Below are 16,835 nucleotides of genomic sequence, written 5' to 3'. Positions count from 1 at the left end.
TGGCGGAAAAGCCGCTGATCAGCGCGTTGGGTGGTGACGATCACCGGCCACTCGCTCTTTTCCGGCCACTCACTCTTTTTCGATCACCAGCCGGTCGCGGGCCGTCTTGAACAGCGCCGCACCCTCCTTCTCGGCCGCCGTCCCCTTCGGCATGTCGACACGGAGCTCGTAGAGCCGCCCGTCACCGGTCCGCACGAACAGCTGCATGACCCGGACCGGCTTGGCGCCCTTGTCGTCGTAGGCGGTGTCGGCCTGGACGGCGTACGCGCCATCGAGGCTGGTCTCCGTGAGCTGGGTGTCGGCCTCCCCGTGTGTCGCCCAGGCCTTCTTCTGCTCGTACGCCCGGCCCATGGGCGAGGTGGGGGCCCGGTCCCACAGGCTCAGCCGGAGGTCGATGCCGTCCTCGCCGTAGACCACCATGCGGGGCTGGTCGGTGGCGCTGCCCTGCCGGTGGGCCTCCCCGTACCGGCTCGGGACGGCGAGCGTGGCCTTCAGGGCTTTCTCGGTGTGCTTCTCCCAGGGTTCGTCGGCGATGCCGGTGACGGCGGGCGCGAGCGGGGCCGAGGTGTACGTCGGCTCGGCGACCTCGTAGGTCTCGGGCTCTGGGTCGGCGAGGAAGTAGGACATGCCGAGCCAGGCGCCGCTGGCAAGGGTGACGGCGAGCAGGGCAGCGGGGAGGGGGCGGCGCAGGAGGTGGGGCTTGGCCGGCGGCGACGTCGGCACGACGGTGGTGTCCGACTGTTTCGGTACGGCGGTGGGGTCCGGCTTCGGTACGGGCTCGGGCTTCGGTCCCCGCAGGCGTACGGTTCCGGAGTCCTCGCCCAACTCGCTTATTCGGTCGAGTACTTGGGGTGCGGGCGTGGCGGGCAGTGGCGGCACCGGCCACCCTTCCGCCGCCGCCTCCAGGCTCTTGGCGGCCTCCTCGGCGTCCGGCCGCAGGTCCGGGTCCTTCCCCAACAGTCCGCTGATCAGGGGCGCGAGCGGTCCGGCCCGCTGGGGTTCGGGCGGGTCGAAGGAGAGGATCGCGGCGAGGGTGGACTCCAACGTCGTACGGCGGAAGGGCGGTTCGCCCTCCACGGCGGCGTACAGCAGCACGCCGAGCGACCACAGGTCGGAAGACGGGCCGGCGCCCCGGCCGGACATCCGCTCGGGGGCGACGAAGTCGATGGAGCCGACGAACTCGCCGCTGACGGTGAGGGATTCCTCGCCCTGGACATGGGCGATGCCGAAGTCGGTGAGGACGACCCGGCCGTGCGGGCCGAGCAGCACGTTGGCGGGCTTCACATCGCGGTGCACGATCCCGACGGCGTGCGCGGCGCGCAGGGCGCCGAGGACGGCGAGGCCGATCCGGGCGGTCTCGGCGGGGGCGACGGGGCCGCGCCGGAGCACCTCGTGCAGGGACTCGCCGCGGACCAACTCCATGACGATCCAGGGCAGTCCGTCCTCGACGACCACGTCATGGATGGAGACCGCGGCGGGATGGTCCACCCGGGCGGCGGCCCTGGCCTCCCGGTAGAGCCGGTGGGAGGCCCGCTGATGGGCCTCCGCCTCCGGGTCGCCGGGCAACCGCGGCTGCTTCACGGCGACTTCCCGGTCCACGAGTTCGTCGTGCGCCCGCCAGACGGTGCCCATGCCGCCCGAACCGATACGCTCCGCCAGCCGGTAACGGCCGCCTATCAGTCGGCCCTTGGGGCCACCCGCGCCCCGGTCGTTGCTCATGTCCCATCAGTACCGTGCGGAACGCTCGCTTGTCGACGCGAGTCAGAGCACATCGACGTCCAGGTTCGCGATCGCCGTCTCGGCCACCTCGCGCCCCCGATCCGTGAAGTCGCCCTTGCCCGGATAGCTGACGGTGAGCTTGTACATGTCGCCCTTGGAGGTGCGGTAGTAGAACATCTGCATCTCGCGGGGAAGCGGGTTCTCGGTGTCGTCGGTGTCGTAGACGATCGTGTTCTTGGCGGCCTTCTTGCCCTGGTAGGTCGTCTCGCCCTCGGTGGTCGTCGTCGGGTTCTCCGGCATGTCGAGGTCGTACTCGCCGTTCTCCTCGAACGTCTTGTTGTCCTCGTACATCTCGGCGGCGGCCGAGCCACCGATGCTGTTGTTCGAGTCCTCGGCCTTCCTGTCGAGCCGCAGCCCGATCCAGATGGCGCCGCTGGGGTCGGTGTAGGTGACCCAGTGCCCCTCGTCCGTCTCCCGGTCGGGCACCCGCTCCTTGTAGTGGCCGGGCACCGCCAGCGTCGCGGCGACGTCCTTCACCTGCTTGGTCTCCCAGCCGTCCGGCAGCGGCCCCGCGAACGGATCCGCGATCACCAGATACGCCGCCACCGCGGCCGCGACGACGGCGGCACCGAGACCGAGCAACGTCCTACGGCCCAGCCGTACGCCACCCTTAGGGAGACCCTCGCCTCGGTGCACCACCTGGGTCGGCACCGGGACCGGCGCCGGCGGGTTGGCGGCCGCTTCCAGCTGGGCGCGCACCTGGGCCGCGTTCGGGCGGCGCGCGGGGTCCTTCTGGAGCAGGCCCGTGATGACGTCGGCCAGCGGACCGGAGGCGGAGGCCGGGGCGGCGGGGGTGGCGTTCAGGACCGACTGGAGGGTGGCCGGGGTGTTGCTGCGGCGGAACGGCGAGACGCCCTCGGTCGCCGCGTACAGGACGACACCGAGCGACCACAGGTCCGAGGCCGGCCCGGGGCGCTGCCCCAGCACCCGCTCGGGCGCGATGTACTCGGGCGAGCCGACGAAGCCGCCCGTGTCGGTCAGACTGGTCTCGCCCTCGATCTGGGCGATGCCGAAGTCCGTCAGCACGACCCGGTCATGGCTGCCGAGCAGCACATTGTCCGGCTTGACGTCCCGGTGCAGGATGCCCGCCGCGTGCGCGGCCTCCAGCGCGCCGAGCACCTGCAGACCGACCCGCGCCGCCTCCCGGGCCCCGAGGGTGCCCTCCTGCAACGCGTCGCCCAGTGAACGGCCCCGCACCAGCTCCATGACGATCCAGGGCTGGCCGTCCACGACCGCCACGTCGTGCACGTCCACGACGGCGGGGTGATCCAGCCGGGCCGCGGCCCGCGCCTCGCGGCGCATGCGCTCGAAGGCGTTGGCGCGTTCGCGCTCGGGAAGATGATCCGGTACGCGGGGTTCCTTGACGGCGACCTCGCGGTCCACCGTCTCGTCCTTGGCCCGCCACACCGTGCCCATGCCGCCGTGCCCGAGCTTGGCCAGCAACCGGTAACGACCCGCGATCAACCGGCCCGTACCCGGATCCTGTTCGGGCGCCGCCTGGTGCGGCACGACCTGGGTGGGCGCGGCGTACGGGTTGTCAGGGTGCGGCACGGCCGCGGGCGGGTTCGGCGGTTGCAGACCAAAACTCGTCGGCTCGTCGGACCCGTAAGGGGCTCCCCCGTTGCTGCTCATGGGTCCGTTCATATCGCGCCAGCCGGGCCCGAATCCACTCAGAAGGCATTGCGGTCACAGAGCCGTGACTCAGGAGGTCGCTTATCTCCCTTTTAGGTCCCGGCGGGCGTCACAGCAGGCCTCACAGCTGGTGTCACGGGACCGTTGCGGAGGGCGTCGCCGGGGCGCTCGTGCTCACCGAACCGCTGACGGACGGCGGTGACGGCGAGGGTGTCCCACCCCCGTCCCCCTCCTGATGCATGATCAGCGCCGCCCCCGACACCCCCGCCCCCGCCATCGCGGCGACCAGCAGCACGGCGACCAGTACGCCCCGCAGGGAGCGGTGCCCGGAGGTGGGGATGTGTCCCGTTTCCAGGAACGCCCGCAGCATCCGCTCCGCCCGCTCCCCGTCCAGCCGCCGCTCCGGATTCCGTTCCAGCAGCCCTCGTACGACGGGCAGGATCGGCGCGGCCTGCGCGGGTGGCCGTATCTCCGCGGCGAGGACGGCGTGCAGGATGCCGCTCAACGAGTCGCGACGGAACGGCGATTCGCCGCTCACGGCCGTGCACAGCAGCGCCCCCAGCGACCACAGGTCGGAGGCGGGGCCGGTGCGCGCCCCCGACATCCGCTCCGGCGCGGTGTACTCGGGCGAACCGACGAAGGAGTCCAGCTCGGTGAGCGTGGTGGCGCCCGCGACCTGGGCGACGCCGAAGTCGGTGAGGACGACCCGGCCGGTGCCGGCCTCCAGCAGGACGTTCGCGGGCTTGATGTCCCGGTGCAGAACGCCGGCCGCGTGCGCCGCTCGCAACGCGCCGAGCAGGTCGACGCCGATCCGCGCGGCCTCGGCGGGCACCACCGGTCCGTGCCCGGCGATCCGGTCGGCGAGAGAGCCGCCGTCGATCAACTCCATGACGAGGTAGGGCCGTTCGTCATGCTCCACGACATCGTGGACGACGATGATGTGCGGATGCCGCAACTGCGCGACGGCCCGAGCCTCACGCAACGTACGGTCCCGCTGCCGACGGGCCTCACCCTCGGACAGCGTCTCGTCGAGAACCAGCTCCTTGACCGCCACCCGCCGCCCGAGCAACAGATCGGTCGCCCGCCACACGACCCCCATACCGCCCCGCCCGATCCTGACCTCCAGGCGATAACGGCCCGCTACGACACGGAAGTTGTCCCCCGGGGTCCCCATGCGCCCCATGATGCCGCGCCGGACGGATCCCTTCCGGGGCGCTGACCGGCCAAGTTGTCAGGGGGTTTTCGGCTCCCAGCTCTGAAGGATCAGGTCGAACTGCTTGCGGGTGGTCGCCCAGTCGGCCGCCGGTGAGGACGCGTAGAGGGCGTACTCGGTACCGTCGCGGTCGAAGTACCCCACGTCGATCGCCCGGTAGGGCCCCGGGAAGTGGTGCGGAGCGTCCTGCGCCCGCGCGGTCCACGAGTACTCCCAGCGGGAGCCCGGCAGGTCGCGGAAGAGCGTCTGCTTGAGGCTCAGCTGCTTGTAGTCCACCAGGCGGCGGGTGAGATCCGCGTCCAGGTTGACCATGTGGTCGTAGGAGCTGCTGAAGTCCGATGCGGTGTCGACGGCGACGCGCACGAGGTGCTTGCCGTCGTCGGGCGAGTAGTCGACCTGCCGCAGTCCGTCGCCGTTGATCGAGACGGACCGCTTCCAACCGTCGTCGGGCAGGTAGATGCGGAACCCGAAGGGGTCCTTGTACGGCACCCAACTGGCGGGAATCGTCCCCCGGTCTCCCTCCTGGCTCGGCGTGACGCTCGAGCTCGACGAGGCAGAGTCGGTGGGGCCGCCCCCCGCGCCGAACTGCTGCCACGCGGCCGCGGCACCCCCTCCGACGATCGCCGCGAGGGCGACGACCAGCGCGAACGTCCGCAACCGGTGCCGCTTCGGCGGTGCGGGCGCGGGCCCGACCGTCACCGGCGGATACGGCGTGGCGGCGCCCGTCTGCGCGCGGGTACCGGTCCCCGTCCCCGTCTGGAACGTCTCGTACCGCACCTGCCCCGTCGGAGCGTAAGCCTGCGCCGCACTCGACAGCCGCCCCTCCGCCGCCTCGGCAAGCATCATCTCCGCCTCCGCCGCGCTCGGCCGGTCGGCCGGATCCTTGCGTAGCAGTGCGGTGAGGACGGGTCCGAGGGCGCCGGCGTTGGCGGGCTCGGCGGGCTCCTCCTCGACGACCGCCTGCATGGTGCCGATCGGCGAGGTGCGGCGGAACGGTGAGCGGCCCTCCACCGCCGTGTAGAGGGTCGCGCCCAGGGCCCACAGGTCGGAGGCCGGGCCGGGGTCGTGGCCGCGGACCCGCTCAGGCGCGAGGTAGTCCACCGAGCCGACGACCTCCCCGGTGCGGGTGATGGTCGTGTCGCCCTCGATCTGGGCGATGCCGAAGTCGGTGAGGAGGACCCGGCCGTCGTGGGAGATGAGGACGTTGCCGGGCTTCACATCGCGGTGCAGGACCCCGGCGGAGTGCGCGGCGCGCAGGGCCCGCAGCACCCACAGCCCGATCCGCGCGGCCTCCGCGGGCTCGATCCGCCCCTCGGCCTTGACCGCGTCGGCCAGCGAGCGGCCCTCGATCAGCTCCATCACGATCCACGGGCGGGCGTCGTGGTCGAGCACGTCGTGCACGGTGACGACGGCGGAGTGGTTGATCCGGGCGGCCGCGCGGGCCTCGGCACGGGTGCGGTGGAGCAGCCGCTCCTGGTCGCTCTCGGAGACGTAGAGCGCGGCGGTCAGTTCCTTGATGGCGACAGCCCGGTGCAACACCTCGTCATGGGCACGCCACACACGCCCCATGCCGCCGCTGCCGATGGTGTCGGCGAGCCGGTAGCGGCCCGCGAGGAGCAGGCCCTGCATCTGATTCACGTTGCCCCGCAATGGTCTTGACAAGTTCAGATTAGGGACCGGCCGGGACGCAGGGAACCACAGGGGTACCAAGGTTTCGCTGTTGTGACCGTTATCGCTTTCGGGAACCGGACGGGGCCGTCACCCGTTGTACGGGACGGTGCTCAGCCGGTGACCTCGTAGGTCGCCGCCGCCTGCTCGAAGAGCCGCGTCACCTCGTCCCGCTCCGCCTCCGGCCCGCGCACCTGCACCACGTGGTACTTCCCGTCGACGAGCATCGCGAGATTGCGTACGAACAGCTCCCGCCCGGCGTCGTCGGTCCAGGTGAACTGCCCCTCCGCCATGGTCCGCCCGCCCACCTGGATCGTCTTCAGCCCGGAGGCACTGGCCCAGCTGGAGTCGCGGTACGGCTGGAGCTCCCGCTCGTCCTCCCGCTGATAGGCCATGGGGTCCTCGCCGTACTCGTCCGCGCTGTCCCTTCCGGGTACGACGATCAGGTCGAAGTCGCCGTGCGCGTATACGACCTGACCGCGGCCGTTCTCGGGCGTGTGGTCCCAGCCGCTCGCGACGGCCACCCGGAACCCGGCGGAGTCCGAACGCAGGGTGAAGCCGTCGGCGACCTCGGGACCGGAGGTCTGGGTCTCGTTGGAGCCCGAGGGGCTGTCCTTGGGCTTCGGCGAGGTCTGGTCGGGCCGTGGCTCACTGCTGGCGGGCGCCTCGCTGACCTCACCGGCGGCACCGGTCCGGTCGGTGTCGCCCGCACCGCTCGTGGAGTCGCCGTTCTTGGGCATGAAGAGCATGGCGTACGCGATCGCGGCGGCCATCAGAAGCAGCACCAACAGCAGCAACGTACGGCCGAGCCGGCGCGGTGACCGCCCCGCCTCCTGCTTCGCCCGCTTGTGCCGTCCGTGTGCGCTGGTCGCGGGCAGCCCGGCCCGCCGCCTGCGCACCAGCTCGCCCCGCCGCCGTACGACGGGCAGCCGGCTCGCGTCGACGGGCGGCGCGACGACGACGTGGGCCCCGGCCTCGGGCTCGGGCGCGGACCGCACCAGCGAGCGCAGCCAGCCCCGCAGCTCCTCGAAGTCCAGCCGCTCGGTGGGGTCCTGGCGCAGCAGCGACTCCACGACCGGCCTGAGCGGCCCGCACTCCTCGGCGAAGGCGGGCGGCTCGGCGCACACCATCTGCACCAGCTCGGCCGTCGACTCCTCCGGATAGGGCGCGTGTCCCTGTACGGCCCTGAAGAGCAGCGCGCCGAGTGCCCACAGGTCGGTGGCGGGCCCGATGGGCGCGGCCAGCTGCCAGTTCTCGTGCACCGGCCCGGCCTGCTCCGGCGCCCACCGCTCGGTCACCGGTCCGACCACGGCCATCCTGGCCTGCCGAGCCCGCTCGGCGGCGAGCGCGGTGGCGGGACCGCGGGGGGCCGGGGCCGCAGCGGCCAGCTCGTCCCAACGGCTGGGGGTGGGAGCGGGGTCGGGGACGGGCGGAAGGGCGGGGGCGCGCTCCTGCCCCGCCGCCGGGAGCGCGTGGCCCGCACGCACGCCGTAGGGGTCGGCTATCTGCCCCGGAGGCATGGCGCCGGACCGTGGACGCTCCCCACGGCCGGGCTGCACCGCACCGCTCACGGGCGAGGAACCCGGCGGCAACCCGACCCCGTTGCTCGCGGGGTACGGCATCTGCCGCGCACCGCTGCCCGAGTCGTACGGCGGTGTCGGCCCCCCGGGCCCCGCCGCGGGGTCCGCCTCGGGCGCCGACCGGGCTCCCGGCAGCGCCGCGCGACCGTTCTGCTGGGCCTCCTGGACCCGGGCTGCGGCTCGGGCGCCCGCGCGATACGCGGCGATCGCCCCGGCGCGCGCGGCCCGGACGTCGTCGCCGCTCTCCACGGCCCGGCGCGCGACCGTTGCCGACGCGGCCGTACCGTTCGTGACCTCGTCGCCGAGGCCGGGCAGCCCACCGGCCTCCCGCGCCTCGATGGCGGCCCGCCGCGCGGCCTCGGGATCGACATCACCCGCCTGCACACCGACGCCACCGCCACCGCCACGAGCACCAGCACCAGCACCAGCACCAGCACCAGCACCAGCACCACCGACGCCGCCCGGTCCGTCGTGGGTCCCCGGGCCACCCGGGATGCCCGTCCCCCGACGGTCACCGAACCCCGCGCCACCGTCCTCGGGCGGCACCGGGTCGTACCCGCACAGCGCCTCCTCGGCCGCCCCGACCGCGAGGCCGGTCAGCATGACGCGGCCGTCGTCACAGACGAGGACGGTCCGGGCGGTGATGTTCCGGTGCACCCAGCCGTGGGCGTGCAGCACCCGCAGGGCCATGAGGACGTCGGAGGCGACCTCGGCCGCCCGGTACGGCGTCAGCGGCTTCTCCGCGAGGAGCGCCGCCAGTGGCCGCGCGGCCACCAACTCGCTCACTATCCACAGCGACCCGCCCTCGGCGAACACGTCGAAGACCTGGTCGAGCCGGGGATGATCGGGTATCCGGGCGGCGGCCTGCGCGGCCTCCACGGCCCGTCGCACGGCCGGTTCGGTCGGCCGCCGCGTGCTCGTACGCGCCGCGGAACGCCGAACTCCCCGGTCCCTGGGGTCCCTTGCGGTGAAACCGTCGGGCAGCCCCTCCGCGTCGAGCACCTCCGCCTCGACGACCTCGGGCAACGGCACCTGCCGGACCAGGACTTCCTGACCGCTGTAGGTGTCGAAGGCCCGGGACTCGGTGAGTTCGTACTCGTCGGAGGGCGGCAGCGGCAGGCGGTAGCGGTCGGCGAGTACCCGTCCCGCATAGTCGTCCACGTTGCCTCCCCCGGCCCTCCGGATCGGTCAATTCCGTTCGCCCCGCGTACCGTTCCGCCCATACCTGGATGCGTACGGTCCGCGAGCACTCACGATACGTGCCGGAGGCAACCCGCAAAGAGGGGATGCCAGATCTCACGCCCCAATCGCGGGACCGGTCACCTCACGGTCACTTCACGATTTCGGTTCGAACGTCTTCGCGAGCGTCTGCCAGGTGTCCTTGCGCAGCTCGCTGCCCCAGTTCGCGGCTTTCGCCGTGTACATCAGCGCATACCCGAGATGGCCGTTGACGACGAACCCACGGTCTATCGTCCGGTACTTCGTCCCGCCCTCGACATAGGTGAACTCCCAGTCGGCCGCCAACCAGCCGCGGTAGTTCACCTTGGCTATGCGCACCCGGTCGTACTGGGAACGCGCCATGTACTGCTCCTGGGCCCTCCAGTCCGCCACCGGGTCGCCCTTCGGCGTGGACGTCCAGGCCACCAGCAGCTTCTGTCCGTCGGGGCCGGTGAAACGATCCCCCGCCGAACTCGACGTCTGGAACTTCCACCCCTTGGGCAGCCCGATCGAGTACCCCTGACCGCCCTTGTACGTCTTCTCCGCCGTGCTGCCGCCGTCACCGGTGGAGCCGCCCGCGGTACTGCCGCCGGTCGCGGTCGGACTGTTGCTCGGCGTCTTCTCGGCCGCCGCGCCCGATCCCGCGGACTCGGTCGCCTGACCGCCCGTCCGGGCACCGCCGCCCTGGTCCTCCTTGGTGGAGGCACTCGCGCTCGCGCCGGCGGAAGGCTTGGCGCCGCCGCCCGCCGCACCGTCGGAGGAGTTGTCGTCGCCACTGAACGCCACGGCCAGCACGACCGCGACCACGGCGAGCACCAGGACCACCGCGATGATCACCAGCGTCCGCTTCGGCACCACATCGGTGAGCGGCGCCTTCGGCACGGGCCGCGGCGGCAGATCCGCCGGCGGCGTCATCACGGGCCACCCCGAACTCCGGCCCCCGCTCGCCGCGTTGCCGCTCGAGGCCGCGCCTGGAGCGACGGGACCGCCGGTGCCGGGGGCGCCCACGCTGGGGGAACCCGACACCGCGGTACCGGACGAACCCGGCCCCGAGGCCGCCGCACCGCCCGCCGGGCTCGAAGCCGCGGCGGCACCGGAAGACCCGGCAGTCGTCGAAGGAGACGGCGGAGCAGACGGCGGTGCCGGGGGAGCGGACGGAGGTGCCGGAGGAGCGGACCGGGGGGCCGGAGGAGCGGACCGGGCAGCCGAAGCCGCCTTCCCGCTCCCGGACTTGGTCCGCGAAGCGGCCGCCGTACCGGCCGCCCCCGCGGCCACCGCCGCCTTCCGCACGGAACGCAGCGCCCCGCGCAACCGCTCCCCGCCCTCACCCGAACCCCGGTCGGGCTGCGGAGGCAACGGCACGACCTTCGTCGCGTCCGGAGCCGACTCCGGCTCCTGCGCCTTCGGCTCGGGGGCGTGGATCACCTCGGTGAGCATCACCCGCGCACCGGCGTCGTCGAGCCGCTTCTCGGGGTCCTTGGTGAGCAGGCCGTAGATGACGTCCTTCAGCGGGCCCGCGTTCTTGGGCTCCTCCATCGGCTCGGTCATCACGGCGGTCAGCGTCGCGATCGCCGAGCCCTTGTCGTACGGCGGCACACCCTCGACCGACGCGTACAACAGCCCACCCAGCGACCACAGGTCGGCGGCCGGTCCCGGCTTGTGCCCGCGGGCACGCTCCGGGGAGATGTAGGAGGGGGCTCCGACCAGCATGCCGGTCGAGGTGATGGACGGGTCGCCCTCGACCTGGGCGATGCCGAAGTCGGTGAGCACGACCCGGCCGTCCTCCGAGATCAGCACGTTGGACGGCTTCACGTCACGGTGCAGGATGCCCTCGCGGTGCGCCGAGCGCAGCACGTCGAGCACCGCGAGCCCGACCTCCGCCGCGCGCTTCGGCTCCAGCAGGCCGTCCTCCCGGATGACCTCGGCGAGCGACTTGCCCTCGACGAGCTCCATCACGATCCACGGCCGGTCGTCCTCCTCGACCACGTCGAAGACGGTCACCGCGCTGTTGTTGCGGATCCGCGCGATCGCCTTGGCCTCACGCAGCGTCCGCGTGATCAGCCGGCGCTTCTCCTCCTCGTCGATATTGGAGGGGAACCGCAGCTCCTTCACGGCGACGATCCGGCCCAGGGTCTCGTCCTCGGCACGCCACACCGTGCCCATGCCGCCGCGGCCGAGCACTGCTCCCAACCGGTACCGCCCGGCGAGGAGACGTTCGCTCTTGTCCTGACGGGATGCCCCCGCCCGCTCCGCCTCCGACATGCGTCCCCTCATACAACCCGCCCTGACAGAGCCTCCATTGTCCCTCACCCGACAAGTGCCCGACGCCCAGGGTGCCCCTGTGGACCAGCCGCCCGTCACAAGGACCCGACAGCCGCACCCCCATGACCACGGCGCGCCACGACCCCTCACACCTGGGTGACGATCCCACGCCCCACACCACCCGCTCCACCCCACCAGGAACCCACCGGAGGAACAGATTCCGCAGCCCTGCATGATGGGCCAGGCACCAAGGGCCCTGGGCGCGCAGGGCCTCGAGCGCACGGGACCCTGGCCACACTCGGGGTCTGCCCTTCACCCAGGGCACGCCCCCATGATGGGCACACCCCGCACACCGCCCACCCAGGCCCACGAATAGAACAAGAAGGGGACCGAGATGCCGCCACTACGGACGCTACTGGCCGTACCGGTGTCCCTGGCGCTCCTCGCCCTCACCCCGAGCGCCTCCTCCGCTCCCTCGACACCGCCGACCGACGCGATCCTCCCGCTACTGGTCAGCAAGGGCGATGCCCCCGCCGCCGCCCTGCTGGCCCGCGAGGAGACCGGCACCCGTTACGCGCAGGCAGGACAAGGCATCGCCCGCGCCGACCACTTCCGCGCCGGCAGCATCACCAAGACCTTCATCGCGACGGTCGTCCTCCAACTGGCCGCAGAACACCGGCTGTCCCTCTCCGACACCGTGGAGCAGCACCTGCCCGGCCTGGTGCGCGGAGCCGACGCCGACGGCCGCGCCATCACCCTGCGCGCCCTGCTCACCCACACCAGCGGCCTGGCCGACTTCACCACCGCCACCCGGGGCGAAGTCCCCCTCACTCCTCGTCAAGCCGTGCGTATCGCCCTCACCCACCCCCTGACCGACCTCGGCCATTACTCCTACTCGAACACCAACTACGTCGTACTCGGCATGGTCGTCGCACAGGTCACCGGCCACTCCTACGCCACCGAGGCCGAGCACCGCATCGTCGCTCCGCTCGCTCTGACGGGCACCTCCTTCCCCGGCTCCCGCACCACGCTTCCCTCGCCGCACGGCCGCGCCTACGACACCGACGGATCCGATGTCACCGAGCTGGATCCGCGGGTCGCCGGGGCGGCCGGCGAGCTGGTGACCACGCTCGCCGACCTGGACCGCTTCTACGCGGCGCTGCTCGGCGGTGAACTGCTGCCCCCGCGCTGGCTGCGCGAGATGCGCGACACCCGCACCGCACACGGCCTGTACGGCATGGGACTGTTCCCGGTGAAGCTGCCGTGCGGCACGACGGTGTGGGGTCACAACGGCCGTATCGCCGGCAGCTACGTGCGTACCGCGGCCACCGTCGACGGCCGTCGTGTCCTCACCTTCCGCGTGAACACGACCGCGATCGCAGACCCCGACCTCGAACCGGCCCTGCTCGCCGCCGAGTTCTGCCCCCGCACCTCGTAGAACGCCCGGTCCCCGAACGAAGATCCCGCCTCACGACACTCGTTCGAGTGACCTTCTCTGCCCCTGCCCCACCCGGGCGCCCGATCACCCAGGCACCCGATCACGCGGTCACCCAGCCACCCGGCCACCCGAGAACACCCCTCGAAGCGAACCCGGAACCCACCTGGCGCCCCCTCCGGGCGCCCACCCGGCATCCCCCACCGCCCTACAACGGCACGATGTCCGGCGCCCCCAACCGAGCCGCGTCCGCCGTCAAGTCATCCGGCTGCCGTTGCGACTCCCGCTCCGCCTCCACCCGCTTCTCGTAGTGCTCGACCTCCCGCTCGATCTGGTCCTTGTCCCAGCCCAGCACCGGCGCCATCAGCTCGGCGGCCTCCCGCGCGCTGCGCGTTCCCCGGTCGAAGGTCTCGATGGAGATCCGCGTCCGCCGGGTCAGCACGTCGTCCAGATGCCGCGCTCCCTCGTGCGAGGCGGCGTACACGATCTCGGCGCGCAGGTAGTCCTCGGCCGCGTGCAGCGGCTCCCCGAGCGAGGCATCCGCCGCGATGAGGTCGAGGACCTCCTCCGCCAACGAACCGAAACGGTTCAGCAGATGCTCGACCCGCACCACGTGCAGCCCCGTCCGGGCGGCGATCCGCGCTCGCGCGTTCCACAGCGCCCGGTACCCCTCGGCGCCCAGTAGCGGCACGTCCTCGGTGACGCACTCGGCGACCCGCAGGTCGAGCCCGTGCACCGCCTCGTCGACCGCGTCCTTGGCCATCACCCGGTACGTCGTGTACTTGCCGCCCGCCACGACCACGAGCCCGGGCACGGGATGCGCCACGGTGTGCTCGCGGGACAGCTTGCTGGTGGCGTCCGACTCACCGGCGAGCAGCGGCCGCAGGCCCGCGTACACACCCTCGACGTCGTCCCGGGTGAGCGGCACCGCGAGCACCGAGTTCACATGCTCCAGCAGATAGTCGATGTCCGCGCTGGACGCGGCCGGGTGCGCCTTGTCCAGGTCCCAGTCGGTGTCGGTCGTACCGATGATCCAGTGCCGGCCCCACGGGATGACGAACAGCACGGACTTCTCGGTGCGCAGGATGAGACCCGTCGTCGACTTGATCCGGTCCTTGGGCACGACCAGGTGGATGCCCTTGGAGGCCCGGACGTGGAACTGCCCGCGCTCGCCCACCATCGCCTGGGTGTCGTCGGTCCACACGCCCGTGGCGTTGACGATCTGCTTGGCGCGGATCTCGTACTCCCCGCCCGCCTCGACGTCCTGCACCCGAGCCCCGACGACCCGCTCGCCCTCGCGCAGGAACCCGGTCACCCGGGCCCGGTTGGCGACCTGCGCCCCGTAGGCCGCCGCCGTACGCACGATCGTCGCCACGAAGCGGGCGTCGTCCATCTGCGCGTCGTAGTACTGCAACGCCCCGACCAGCGCGTCCTTCTTCAAGGCGGGTGCGATGCGCAGGGCGTGACGGCGGCTCAGGTGGCGGTGCATGGGCAGGCCCCGGCCGTGTCCGCGGGCCATGGACATGGTGTCGTAGAGCGCGACGCCCGACCCGGCGTACAGGCGCTCCCAGCCCTTGTGCTGAAGCGGGTAGAGGAAGGCAACCGGCTTCACGAGATGCGGAGCGAGCCGTTCCAGCAGCAGGCCGCGCTCCTTCAACGCCTCCCGGACGAGCGCGAAGTCGAGCATCTCCAGATAGCGCAGGCCGCCGTGGATGAGCTTGCTCGACCTGCTGGAGGTGCCCGACGCCCAGTCACGTGCCTCGACCAGGCCGACGGACAGCCCGCGCGTCACCGCGTCGAGGGCCGTCCCGGCACCGACCACGCCGGCGCCCACCACCAGTAGGTCCAGCTCTCGCTCGGCCATGGCGGCGAGCGCCTCGGCTCGCTGCGCCGGCCCCAGTGTCGCTGTCCTCACCGCTGCCTCCCGCTGTCGGTCACGCCGGTCTCACCCGTGAGGAGTGACCCGGTCCGTATCCCCCATGCCCAAATTCTGACCGGCTTGCCCGACTTCAGCCACCAGTCACCCCCAGCCTGTGGACAACTTCCACACCACCTGGGCCAATGCTCGAGAGACCCCGCAGGAAGACACAAGGAATCAATCTCGTATTTCGGTCAGATTTACTCTTAGTCTGACATTGCGCTCGCCCGTCCTGTCCACAGGGCTTGCGCACCTGTCCCGCTTCGGTTACTGGGAAGGACGGTCCACGCCATGCCCGCAGATCTCGCCGTCATCGGACTCGGTCCGTACGGACTGCCGCTGGCCCAGGCCGCAGTAGCCGCCGGCATCCCCACGCTCGGTTACCGCACCGGGCCGGAGGCCGGCTCGCTCAGCCCCGCCGAACTGCGCCGGATGCTCTCGGGGGGCTTCCGGCCGGCCACCTCTCCGGCCGAACTCGGCCGGGTGCGCACCGCGGTCATCTGCGCGCCCACCCCGCGCGGGGCGGACGGCGGCCTCGACCTCACCCAGGTGGAGGCCGCGGCCCGCACCCTGGCCGCCCATCTGCGCCCGCACACCACGGTCATCCTGGAGTCGCCGGTCCCGCCGGGCACCACGGAGGACTTCCTCCGCCCGCTCCTGGAGGAGGGTTCACGCCTGCGCGCGGGCCGCGACTTCCACCTCGCCTACTCCCCCAGCCGGGTCGACCCCGGCAACCGCGACTTCACCCCCGCCAACACCCCGAAGGTGCTCGGCGGCCTCACGCCCGCGTGCACCGAATCGGCCGCCGCGTTCTACGCGCGGCTCACCGACAAGGTGGTACGCGCGCGTGGACCGCGGGAAGCGGAGACGGTCCAACTCCTGGAGACCAACTACCGCCACGTCAACATCGCCCTCGTCAACGAGATGGCGGTCCTCTGCCACGACCTGGGCGTCGACCTGTGGGACGTGGTGCGCTGCGCCGAGACCAAGCCCTTCGGCTTCCAGGCCTTCCGCCCCGGCCCCGGCGTCGGCGGCCACGCGGTCCCGCAGGACCTGACCGGCAAACCCGGCGGCCGGACACTCCGCATGGTCGAACTGGCCCAGCAGGTCAACAGCCAGATGCCCCGCTACGTCGTGCAGCGCGCCGCCGCCCTCCTCAACGAGCACGGCAAGTCCGCGCGCGGCGCCCGCGTCCTGCTCCTCGGCGTGACGTACAAGCCCGACCTCGCCGACCAACAGGCCACCCCCGCGCGTGAGATCGCGATCCGTCTGATGGAACTCGGCGCCTCGGTCAGCTACCACGACCCGCACGTCCCCTCCTGGAACGTCCTGGACCGCCCGGTCCCGCGCGCGGACTCCTTCTACGAGGCCGCCGCCGACGCCGACCTGACGATCCTGCTCCAGCAGCACCGGACGTACGACCTCCAGGGCCTTTCCGTGAAGGCGCAGTTGCTGCTGGACACGCGCGGGGCGACGCCGACAGGGGCGGCGCACCGGCTCTGACGGCGAAATTGGCTGGTGGCAGCGGTCGGTGTCACTGCTACTCTTCGGCGACTCGCTTCCCGGCGAGCCTCGTCGCACACTCGTGCGCACACCCCACACCGCTCGTCCGTCAGTCCCATGGGGGGATCTCTGTCATGACCCAGCCGACGCCACCGCAGCAGCCGGCCCCCGGCAACCCGTTCGCCCAGCAGCCGGCCCCGGTCCCGCCCGCGCCGGCCCAGGGCAACGTGGCCCTCGGCGTGGTCGCCGCCGTCGTCGTGGCCCTCGTCACCGCGTTCATCTACGCCGCGATCCTCAAGTCCACGGACTACGAGATCGGCTACGTCGCGGTCGGCGTCGGCTTCGCCGTCGGCTACGCCGCGGGCAAGATCGGCGGCGCCAACCCCGCCCTGCCGATCGTCAGCGCCGTCCTCGCGCTGGGCGCGGTCTACGCCGGCCAGATCCTCGGCATAGCGATGATCGGCGCCGACGAGTCCGGCATGAACATCGGCACCATCCTCACCGACCACTTCAGCCTGCTCACCGACGCCTGGAGCGAGGAGGCCGACGTACTCACCTTCGCCTTCCTCGGCATCGGCGCCTTCGCCGCGTTCTCCGGCGCGAAGAAGGCCGTGGCCTGACCCCGAC

General features: G+C 72.1%; 10 protein-coding genes. 3 read left to right on the top strand and 7 right to left on the bottom strand.

Translation table 11 applies throughout. From position 1 onward, the window contains the following. Window positions 1-69: 69 nt before the first annotated feature. The 6 genes from ABKA17_RS00785 to ABKA17_RS00760 form a co-directional block, all read right to left on the bottom strand. A complete protein-coding gene (locus ABKA17_RS00785) occupies window positions 70-1,719 on the bottom strand; it encodes a serine/threonine-protein kinase (RefSeq protein WP_353689818.1) in 1,650 nt (549 codons plus the stop codon). A 42-nt stretch (window positions 1,720-1,761) separates the two neighbouring features. Further along, window positions 1,762-3,411 (bottom strand): serine/threonine-protein kinase, encoded by a 1,650-nt coding sequence (locus ABKA17_RS00780; protein WP_353689817.1) that lies wholly within the window; start codon window positions 3,409-3,411, stop codon window positions 1,762-1,764. A gap of 133 nt (window positions 3,412-3,544) precedes the next feature. Then, window positions 3,545-4,585: a serine/threonine-protein kinase gene (locus tag ABKA17_RS00775; protein ID WP_353689816.1), complete on the bottom strand. Its 1,041-nt coding sequence runs from the start codon at window positions 4,583-4,585 to the stop codon at window positions 3,545-3,547. A 57-nt stretch (window positions 4,586-4,642) separates the two neighbouring features. Continuing rightward, window positions 4,643-6,253 (bottom strand): serine/threonine-protein kinase, encoded by a 1,611-nt coding sequence (locus tag ABKA17_RS00770; protein ID WP_353689815.1) that lies wholly within the window; start codon window positions 6,251-6,253, stop codon window positions 4,643-4,645. A gap of 152 nt (window positions 6,254-6,405) precedes the next feature. Beyond that, window positions 6,406-9,033 (bottom strand): serine/threonine kinase C-terminal domain-containing protein, encoded by a 2,628-nt coding sequence (locus ABKA17_RS00765; protein WP_353689814.1) that lies wholly within the window; start codon window positions 9,031-9,033, stop codon window positions 6,406-6,408. A 174-nt stretch (window positions 9,034-9,207) separates the two neighbouring features. After that, window positions 9,208-11,352, bottom strand: a complete 2,145-nt coding sequence (locus tag ABKA17_RS00760; protein WP_353689813.1) for a serine/threonine-protein kinase — start codon at window positions 11,350-11,352, stop codon at window positions 9,208-9,210. Between the two features lie 394 nt (window positions 11,353-11,746). On the opposite strand from ABKA17_RS00760, the gene ABKA17_RS00755 reads away from it, so the two are divergent. Beyond that, the gene (locus ABKA17_RS00755; RefSeq protein WP_353689812.1) at window positions 11,747-12,790 is read left to right on the top strand and encodes a serine hydrolase domain-containing protein; all 1,044 of its coding nucleotides are present in this window, start codon (window positions 11,747-11,749) and stop codon (window positions 12,788-12,790) included. Between the two features lie 205 nt (window positions 12,791-12,995). Here ABKA17_RS00755 and ABKA17_RS00750 read toward each other — a convergent pair whose 3' ends face one another. Next, window positions 12,996-14,702: a glycerol-3-phosphate dehydrogenase/oxidase gene (locus tag ABKA17_RS00750; RefSeq protein WP_353689811.1), complete on the bottom strand. Its 1,707-nt coding sequence runs from the start codon at window positions 14,700-14,702 to the stop codon at window positions 12,996-12,998. Window positions 14,703-14,996: 294 nt separating this feature from the next. Between ABKA17_RS00750 and ABKA17_RS00745 the strand changes: the two genes are divergently transcribed. Continuing rightward, on the top strand, window positions 14,997-16,208 hold the full coding sequence (locus ABKA17_RS00745) for a nucleotide sugar dehydrogenase (protein ID WP_353689810.1): 1,212 nt from the start codon (window positions 14,997-14,999) through the stop codon (window positions 16,206-16,208). Window positions 16,209-16,342: 134 nt separating this feature from the next. Continuing rightward, window positions 16,343-16,828: a hypothetical protein gene (locus ABKA17_RS00740; protein ID WP_353689809.1), complete on the top strand. Its 486-nt coding sequence runs from the start codon at window positions 16,343-16,345 to the stop codon at window positions 16,826-16,828. The last annotated feature ends 7 nt before the right edge of the window (window positions 16,829-16,835 follow it).

This window comes from Streptomyces sp. RG80 (genome assembly GCF_040446465.1).
In the GTDB taxonomy this organism is placed as follows: Bacteria; Actinomycetota; Actinomycetes; order Streptomycetales; family Streptomycetaceae; genus Streptomyces.
Note: the sequence above shows the minus strand (reverse complement) of the source record. Positions and strands in the feature narration are given on the sequence as shown.